We start from the raw sequence: 8,508 nt of genomic DNA, 5'->3' as shown, positions 1-8,508 counted from the left end.
GGTCAGCGGCGCGCACCCGGGGCCGCGGACTCCAGCACAACGAAATGAGCCCCGCCCACCGATCGCCGAAGCGAAAGGTGGGCGGGGCTTTCCGGTGCTGCGTGCCGACCCCTCAGAAGGCAGCGCAGCGAAGGTCAGGCGCGGGTGGTGACCGCCGGCGCGGGGGACACGTTCTGCCGCAGCAGCAGCGCCAGCACGATCGACAGCGCCGTCACCGTCGCGCCGATCTGCTCGGCCGACAGGTCCAGCCCGAACGCGGCGACAGCAGCGAGGACCGTGGCCGCCGCGCCGGTGATGGTCGACACCACAACCGGCCGCGTCATCGCTGCGGCGACCGCCGCCAGGATCGCCGTGGTGATGACCGACACGGCCTGCACCTGCGACTGCGACAGGTCGAGCCCGTAGGCGACCAGCAGCGCGACCGCCGAGTTCACCGCGTAGGCGATCACGGCGGGCTCAGCCTGGAATCCGAAGACCTTCATGCTTTCCTCCTCAGGTCACCGGGGCAGACCATGCGGTCGCCCACGTCTTGGGGCCGACCACGCCATCGACCGTGAGGCCCTTCTCCTTCTGGAAGGCCCGGCAGACGCTCTCGCTGTCAGGCCCGTACGCGCCGTCGACCGCGATGCCCCAGCCGCGCGCGCGCATCTGCCGCTGCCACAGGGTCACGTCGTCGCCGTGCATGATGGGCGGCTGGGTGATGTACCGGCCCGGCCACTTCGGTGCGCCGCTCGCGGGCTTGGCCGGCGGCTTCGGCTTGGCGGGCGTAGCGGTGCCCGAGTAGGCGGGGCGGCCGTACCCGTAGATCCGATCCGCCGAGCGGCTGATCGACTTCCGGTAGACGCCGTCGCCGTTGTAGTACCGCCCGGACAGGCTGCCGCTGGTGTTGCCGCCGACCGTCGTGAAGCTGGACGCCGAGACGGCGACGACGAGCTCGACGTGCGTTTCGCCGCGCGGGCCATAGAACACCCAGTCGCCCACATGTGGGGTGGAGCTCCACCGGCCGTGGCTCTTGAACCAGGCGACGGCCGTGGCGCACCCGGCGGTCTTCGGGTAGTCCTGGTTGGCGCGCCCGCCCGCCTGGTCGGCGACCCAGGCTTGGAAGCTCGCGCACCACGGGTAGCCGTAGCCGCCGGCGGGGTAGCCGCCGATCTTCCCCAGCCACCGGTTGAACACCGTGTCGTTGGTGCCCTTCTCCCGGTACCCGATCTTGTCCTCGGCCGCCTCGATCGCGACAGCAGCGCTGTAGGTCATCGCACCTCACATCCCAGGTCGAGCCGTAGCCGATGAATCTGCCGCTGGATCTCCCTACCGCGCGCCGTCGTCGGAGCCGGCGTCGGCTGGTCGAGCGTCGTCAGCAACTCGCACCACCGCCGATCGCTCTGCCGCTGCTGCTGATTGGTGTAGAAGACGCACGCCCCCGCCACCAGCAGCGCCGACACGGTCACGATCGCCACCGACCACCACGCCCGGAACGCGCCCGTACGCGTCAGCACCCGCTCGCGCATCACGTCAGCCGCCCTGTTGCATCGAGGAAGACGATGACGGCGGCGGCACCGGTTGCGACGGAGGCAGAGACGGTGGCGATGGCGGATCGATACCGCCAGGCGAGTGACGCGCCAGGAAGATCACGCTCGCGATCCACGGGCACGCCAGCAGCGCCATGTACACGATCAGCAGCTCGGGGCTTGGCTTGTCCTTCATTGCCTCCCATGCGAACGCGCCACTGGGCAGTACCAGCAGCAGCGCGTCCCGGAGCACCGTCACCCACGCTGGGCCACGCCACACCCGATCACCTCTCCTTGCATCTCATTGCTCTGTTCGTCAGCCGAGCCGCCGGACGCGCAGCATGGACCCGGCGGCGATGCGGGACGCGGTGGTCTGGGTGGTGCCCTGTGCCCACTCCAGCGTGATGGAGCCCGCGTCGACGAGGGTGACGACCGCGTACTCGTAGATCCGGAAGTAGCTGGCGGTGGCGTTGCGGACGCCGTTGTAGAGGATCGCGGTGCCGAACGTGTGCACGCCCTGGCGGGTGGCGACGTTGTCGGCGTTGGTGTCCAAGGCTGTGGAGCCGGGGCCGTTGACGACCTTCTGCCCGGACGCCGTCGCCGGGAGCGCCCACCGGGTCTGGACGTCGGCGGTGGCGATACCGCCTGCGATCAGCAGGAACTCCACCTGATAGACCGCGTTCGCGACGAGCGGCAGCGTCAGCTCCGGGTCGGCGCCGAACGTCGCGTTCACCTTGTCGGTGTTGGCCTGCTTGACGACGTGCTGCGGGAGCATCGAGGTGAGCAGGCTCGCGGTGACGCGCTGCCCGGCTGCGATGTTGGGGTATGTGGCCACAGGCTCCTCACAGGGCGATCACGGACGGCTGGTCCAGGCTGATGCCGGTGCCGAGGCTCTGGGCCTTGCTGATGCCGTTGACGGCCCGGGTCACGGTGAGCTTCTGCGGGTTGTGCGCACGCAGCTCGGGGAAGCCGAACGTCAGCGGCAGGGCGGAAGTGACGCCGGACGGGACGAACACCTGCACGCCGATGTCGCCGCCCGGGAGCCCGTCGAGCGCGGTGTCGAGCGCCTGGATCTGCCACGGCGGTTCGGTGCCGCTGTTGAGCCAGATCTTGCCCTGAAGCAGTCCGCCCTGGACGAAGAACCTCATCCGGTACGTGGTGCTCACCGCGGGGGTGAGGCCGGGGATGACCTGCTCGGAGGTCAGGAACGTGAACCCGCCCTGGCGGCGCTGCAGCAGCAGCCGCACCGTGCCGTCGTTGTACAGGCTGGCGCGCAGGTTGTACCAGGTGAACGCGGCCGGGTCGAAGCGGGCGATCAGGAAGACGTGGACCGGGCCGCCGGTGATGGCCGTGGCGGGCGAGGTGAACGCCAGCTCCACGTCGGAGGCTGCGAGGGTCGGCAGGCTCAGCCCCGCCAGGTCGGTGGTGTTGGTGGCGGAGATCGTGATGCGGGCCGAGCTGGACGCAACCGAGTAGTCAGAGGCGGTCCCGTACGCCGTCCAGGTCTGCCCGTCCGGTGCCGTCCCCCATCCGTTCGAGACGGTGCGGTCGAACCCGTCCACGATCCCGTCGCCCACGGCGGTGACGGTGACGACCTCGCCCCCGACCCGCAGGTCGAACGGAACCTCGGCGGGGTCGGTGGTCCAAGACGGGCCATCGGTCGAGGTGACCAGCAGCGTCGTGTCACCGGCGCCCGCGGCCTTGGCCAGGACCGCGCCGTCGGTGTCGACACGGCCCAGGACGGGGTCGTCCAGCACGCCGGTCCGCCATGGCGAGCCGGGGACGGTGTTGTACTCGACGACCCAGCGGCGCGATTCGAGGGTCTCGGTGTAGCCGTCGGCGATCAGGTCAACGGTGCCGGGCGGCTCCCACGGCGGCAGGCCCGTCAGGTGGATCCGGGCGCGGGCGTCCATCGCGGTGACGGTGTCGATCAGCTCCGGGTGCTTGTGGAGCTTCACCCGGACGACCGGATAACGGGCCTCGTCGACGGTGCCCAGGTGCGCCCGCCACCCCGCGATGGGGAGGAGCTGATCGTCGTAGGCGACGTTGAGGGTGAGGGACTCGTCGTAGATCCCGACGCCGTCCGGCGGGGCGTTGACCGACAGGGGCCCCTCGTCGATGACGACACGGGCCGAGGACCCGCCGACCCGCTCGACGGTGACGTCGTTGCGGGTGCCCTGGTCGTCGTCGACCGGTTCCAGCGGCGCGGCGAGCTGGTCGTGGTAGTCCAGCACCAGCGCGGGCGGGGTGTTGTAGTCGGCCGAGCGGGGCCGGTACCGCAGCGCGAGCTGGTCGCGGGCCTCGTACAGGGTGCCGCCGTCGGCGTCCTCGCAGTCGGCGAGCAGGTCCAGCACCGGCGCGGGCAGCTGCGCGCCCATCGCCTCGGTCGCGGCAGGGTCACCGATCACCGCGGCGGGGAGGCCCTCCTCGTCGCACAGCCGCGCGAACCGCGTGCCGGCGGCCTCGCCCCGGTAGCCGAGCCCGGCGGGGACCAGGTCGAGGGCGAGCCGGTCCTGCCAGCTCACATACGGCGCGACGATGAGGTGGGACACCGATCCGGAGAAGTCGGTGCCGGCGGCGACGTTGAGGTTCACGCCGATGGCGGTGGGGGTGGACGCCTGGTCGCTGGTGACGGCCGTGGCGATGTCCATCACGCCGTCGACGTAGACCAGGATGTTGGTGTTGGAGACGCCGTTGTTGTTGCAGTAGATCGCGACCTGGACGGGCCCGCGGCCCCGCAGGTCGATGGTGCCGCCGGCGGAGGTGGCGATGTTGTTGGCTGAGTCGGCGACCTCCAGGAACAGCACGCCGTTGACGGACTGCCCGGTGTACAGGTCCCAGTAGTGCGCGATCGGTGCGCCCGGCGTCCGCCACTGCACAATCGGGGACACCCCGGACGTACCCATGTCGGCGGGCAGGTCGAACCAGAAGATGATGAGCCAGGCGCCGTCGCCCCACACGCTCGGCGGGATGGTCGGTGAGGTCCCCACCAGCTTGCCGCCGTCGCCGAAGGTGGCGCCCCCGGCGGTGCCGCCCGAGGCTTCCTCGCTGAATTCCACCGGGCCGATCGCCCGCAGCGGCGCGACGCCGGGGACAGCGGAGGCGGCCTGCGTCGCGCCGGCCCCATCTTCCATTGGCCAGTACCCGAGGTAGGCCTGGGTGGCGCCGGCGACCGCGCGGCGCAGCGCGCTGGCCAGGGGCTTGCGCCCCTGCCCGAGACGGCGGGTGATGCCCGCGGCCTCGATCTGGACGTGGACGTCCTCGCCGGAGGGGCCCCACCGGGACGGCCAGGCGGGGACCTCGCCCATGAACCGCAGGGCCCGCGGGGTGAGGGCCGCGTCTCCGATGACCGTCCAGGCGCGGCCGGATGCGTCGGTGAAGCCGGTGGCGCCGTCGGCCTGCGCGGCGAAGTCCGGGTTGGCGGCGACGGTGCCGCCGATGCCGTTGCGGACCTCGACCTTCCAGAACCGGCCGGCCACCAGCCCGTACACGCTGGCCACCGTCAGCGGCGCCGACGAATTGAAGATGCTCGTTGTGCCGGCCTGCACGACCGGGGCGCCCAGTTGCGTCCAGGACCCAGCGAGGGTGCCCGAGGTGTAGAAGGTGATGGTGCGGCCGGACGCGCCGTTGTTGACGTCCAGGGTGGCGCGCACCGCCTGGCGGCCGACCGACAGCGGCACCGGCGCCGTGGACGTCGCGGACAGCAGGTTGCTGCCGGTGGTCGACCAGTACAGCGTCAGCGTCCGGTTGGAGTTCAGCCACAGGATCCAGGACCGCTGGTTGCCGGTCTCGACGTACTTGCCGACCAGACCGCCGTCCTCGTCGTCCCACGCGAGGGTGGCGTCGACACGGACGTCCAGGTCCCCGGTGATGTCGATCGCCGCGGCGTCCGGGGTGGAGGCACCCGACCCGCTAACCTCCGGCACCGACAGCGCGACGTCGCCGACGCCGGCCGACACCCTGATCGGGGTGTTCCGGCCGATGAGCCCGTAGTACGGGCCGTTGGGGTTGCGCGGTGAGTAGCGGCCGTCCTTGTTGTTGATCGTCATCGAGCACGTCGCCGGGTCGGAGCGTGAGCCCTCGTCCTGGCGTCCGCGGGTGATGGTGATCGGGTCACGGGTGTAGACATGGCCGAGCGTCTTGATGTCGACCCAGGTGCCGCCGAGCTTCAACTCGACCGCGATATCGAGGGCCTCGTCGGGGAACATCAGACTCTCCTTCCGACGAGCACCTGAACGTCGCCGCCGCTCTTGACCCGCACGACTTTGCGGAAGAACTTCACGAACTCGGCGTCAGCGCCGGCGAAGTCCAGCAGCAGCCGGACGACCTGCGCACCGCCTGCCGCCCCGGTGCGCGCCCGCTTGCGGCGCCCGCCCGGCCGGGCGACACCGAACCCGCCGCCCTCGGACGCGGCGACGGCCAGCGACCCGGCCGCATCCGAGACCAGCTTCTTGTTGTCGGCGATGCCGATCGCCATGCCCTGGGCGACGTTCTTGCCGTACCCGGCGAACAGCTTGGACGGCGAATGGATCCCGAGGACCTTCAGCACGGGGCCGGGGACGATGTTGCGGATCAGGTTGCCGATCGAGCGGGCCAGCCACGACGCCATGGAGACCATGCCGTTCCAGAACCCGATCAGGACGTTCTTGCCCGCGGTGACCAGCAGGCGGCCCATGTCGCCGACGGCGCGGACGACCCAGCCGCCCAGGGACCGCAGCCAGCCGAGGACCTTGTTGATCCCGTCGGAGACGGCCTTGGGCAGGGTCTGGGTGAAGAACCGCGAGATCTTCCCCCAGTGGGAGATGATCAGCCCGACGGGTCCGAAGAACCCCACCGAGGCGGCCTTCTTGACCAGCCCGACGACGAAGTCCAGGCCCTTCTTCAGGAACGCGGGCAGGGTCTTGGAGAAGAAGTTCTTGACCTTGTCCCAGTGCGCGATGATCAGCCCGACCGGGCCGAAGAAGCCGTACTTGGCGGCCTTCTTGATGATGCCGATCGCCCAGTCGAGCCCGACCTTGATCCAGTGCGGGAGCGTCTTGGTGAAGAACTCGACGATCTCGTCCCAGTACTTGATCACCAGGAACACGGCGGCGGCGACCGCGGCGACGAAAAGCACGAGCGGCCAGTTGGCCAGCACCCAGAACATCGCGGCCTTGGCGCCCTGGATCAGCGCCTGCGTTCCCATGAGCGCCCACGCGCCGACGACCCGGCCTGCGCTGAGCAGTGCGGATGCGGCCATGCGTCCGGCTGCGGCGATGAACGACAGCGCTGCCCGTCCGGCCGTGGCCGCTGCGCTCGCGAGGGCCCGCGCGCCCGACGCTGCCAGGCGCCCGGCGGCGGCGACACCCCGCGCTGCCGACCGCGCCATGGAGGCGGCGGCGCGTCCGACCGCGGCGGCGGCCTGGCGCGCCCACCGGCCGACGGTGGAGAACGCGCCGCCCATGCGGGCGAGGAAGCGGCGCAGCCCGGACTGGTTGTTGCGCAGCGCGCGGGTCACGCCGCCGACGCCCTTGGCGAGCTTCCCCACGCCCAGGATCAGCGGGCCGATCTTCCCCGAGACCAGGCCGATCACGACCGACCAGGCCAGGAAGTTGGTGACCGCGCCGCGCACCGGGGCGGGGAGGCTGGTGATGAACCCGGCGACCTGGCCGAGCACTACGGCCAGCCCGGGGAGGATCGTGAGCAGGTCGTGGGTGACCTGGTTGAGCATGGAGAACGTCTGCGCGATCTGCTGCTGTCCCTGCGCGGAGTTCACCCAGGCGGCGAAGCGGGCGGTGAGCCGCTCCAGCGTCGCGAGGAAATCGGCCTGTCCGGTGCCGGCGTTCTTGAAGATCCCGGCCAGCGCGCGGCCGAGGTTGCCTGCGATACGGGCGAGCTGGTTGAGGTTCTGCCGGCCCTTGGCGAAGAACGCCAGCAGCGCTGCCCGGCCCCGCGCCGACGTCGACCAGCGCGCCAGCGACCGGGTGACGCGCTCGACCGGGTTGAGCATGTTCCCGGCGCCGGTCGCCGCAGCACCGAACACCGCGCCCAGGGCGGTACCGACGTTGCGGGCGATCCGGCCGAGCTGCGACAGCACCCGCAGACCCCGGTCGAACCAGCGGGACGCGCGGCCGGAGCGGGCGATGTTCTGCAGCCAGCGGCCCATCTGCGTCGCGACGTTCCCGACCGCGGTCCCGACCCGCGGGATCTTCCCCAGCCCGACGTTCACGATCTCGCGGAGGCCGCGCAGCAGCGGAGCCACCCCGGCGCTCGCGCGGTCGGAGGTCACCGCGATGGTGCGGAACACCCCCGACAGCGTCGCCAGCGACCGCCGCTCCCGCGCGACCGAAGCCGCACGGGCCGCCAGGCGCCCGAGGCCGGCCGCCGCGGTGGCCATGCCCTGCTGCAGCGGCCCCCGCAGCTGCTTGCCCAGGCCCTTGGCTTGGGCGGCGACGGGCTTGAAGAACGCCTCCTGGACGGTGCCCTTCAGCCCGCCCAGCGCAGTCCCGAGCTCGGACGCCACCGACCGGGCTGCGGGCGGCAGCTTCTTCAGCGCGTCCTGGAACTTCTTGCTATCGCCCTCGATCGCGGCGCCGAGGCTCTCGCTGAGGTCGTCGACCGCCAGCTTCATGATCGCGAGGCTGGTCTTCCAGGTGAGGGCGATGGCGGGGAGCGCCACCGCCACCCCGGCCGCCGGCGCGACCGCCGCGCCCAGCGCCGCACCCAGCGACAGCACCCCGCCCGCGGCGGGCCCCAGTGCCACCGCGAGCTGTCCCGCCGCCCCGGCCAGGGCCGCGAGCGCGCCGACCTTGCCGACCTTCTGCAGCCCGGAGTGGACGCGGCCGAGGGCCTTGTGGAACTTGGAGTCGTCAGCGGAGATGATCGCGACCAGCTCACCGAGCCTCAGCGCCACGGCTCACCCCCTGAACTCCTCGGCCCGTTCGGGCTTGTCGTCGTCGGGTGCGAAGTGCCGTGCCAGGCGGGTGTCAGCGGCGAGCAGACCGCGGATCTTCACCACGAG

General features: G+C 71.3%; 7 protein-coding genes. All 7 read right to left on the bottom strand.

The genetic code is table 11. The annotated features are described in order from the left end of the window. Positions 1-134: 134 nt before the first annotated feature. The gene (locus AB0C69_RS11075; RefSeq protein WP_360352559.1) at positions 135-482 is read right to left on the bottom strand and encodes a hypothetical protein; all 348 of its coding nucleotides are present in this window, start codon (positions 480-482) and stop codon (positions 135-137) included. A 10-nt stretch (positions 483-492) separates the two neighbouring features. Next, positions 493-1,254: a peptidoglycan-binding protein gene (locus tag AB0C69_RS11070; RefSeq protein WP_360352557.1), complete on the bottom strand. Its 762-nt coding sequence runs from the start codon at positions 1,252-1,254 to the stop codon at positions 493-495. Further along, a complete protein-coding gene (locus AB0C69_RS11065) occupies positions 1,251-1,511 on the bottom strand; it encodes a hypothetical protein (protein WP_360352555.1) in 261 nt (86 codons plus the stop codon). Before AB0C69_RS11065 ends, AB0C69_RS11070 begins: the two co-directional genes overlap by 4 nt. Position 1,512: 1 nt before the next feature. Next, positions 1,513-1,761: a hypothetical protein gene (locus tag AB0C69_RS11060; protein WP_360352553.1), complete on the bottom strand. Its 249-nt coding sequence runs from the start codon at positions 1,759-1,761 to the stop codon at positions 1,513-1,515. 63 nt (positions 1,762-1,824) lie between these two features. Then, positions 1,825-2,343: a hypothetical protein gene (locus AB0C69_RS11055; RefSeq protein ID WP_360352551.1), complete on the bottom strand. Its 519-nt coding sequence runs from the start codon at positions 2,341-2,343 to the stop codon at positions 1,825-1,827. Between the two features lie 7 nt (positions 2,344-2,350). Continuing rightward, a complete protein-coding gene (locus AB0C69_RS11050; protein ID WP_360352549.1) occupies positions 2,351-5,716 on the bottom strand; it encodes a hypothetical protein in 3,366 nt (1,121 codons plus the stop codon). Beyond that, positions 5,716-8,400, bottom strand: coding sequence for a hypothetical protein (locus AB0C69_RS11045; RefSeq protein WP_360352547.1), 2,685 nt, complete (start codon positions 8,398-8,400; stop codon positions 5,716-5,718). Before AB0C69_RS11045 ends, AB0C69_RS11050 begins: the two co-directional genes overlap by 1 nt. Positions 8,401-8,508: the final 108 nt, after the last annotated feature.

The sequence above is a fragment of the Actinomadura sp. NPDC048032 genome, assembly GCF_040653175.1.
GTDB lineage: Bacteria > Actinomycetota > Actinomycetes > Streptosporangiales > Streptosporangiaceae > Spirillospora > Spirillospora verrucosospora.
This window is presented reverse-complemented; position numbering and strand designations above follow the sequence as displayed.